Origin of the sequence: Cryobacterium sp. 10I1, from assembly GCF_035019805.1 — a bacterium.
Lineage (GTDB): Bacteria > Actinomycetota > Actinomycetes > Actinomycetales > Microbacteriaceae > Cryobacterium > Cryobacterium glucosi.
On record NZ_JASJVF010000713.1, the window covers coordinates 1 to 214 of the forward strand.

General features: G+C 47.2%; 1 rRNA gene. It reads left to right on the plus strand.

The annotated features are described in order from the left end of the window. Nucleotides 1-147: 147 nt before the first annotated feature. A 16S ribosomal RNA gene (locus QN345_RS20455) occupies nucleotides 148-214 on the plus strand; the annotation flags it as partial.

Sequence of the window (214 nt, forward strand, 5' to 3'; positions counted from 1 at the left end):
GGAGATTCCTTTGGAAAACATTTATAACAACAAAGCAAGTCAGTAATGATTTGTTCTGTCAGTTTCAAACTTGTGTCGTGTTCGCCCATTCCGGCGGCTCGGCACACTAGATGTGACGCCAGGCTTGCTTGGTTAGTCAATCAAACATTTACGGAGAGTTTGATCCTGGCTCAGGACGAACGCTGGCGGCGTGCTTAACACATGCAAGTCGAAC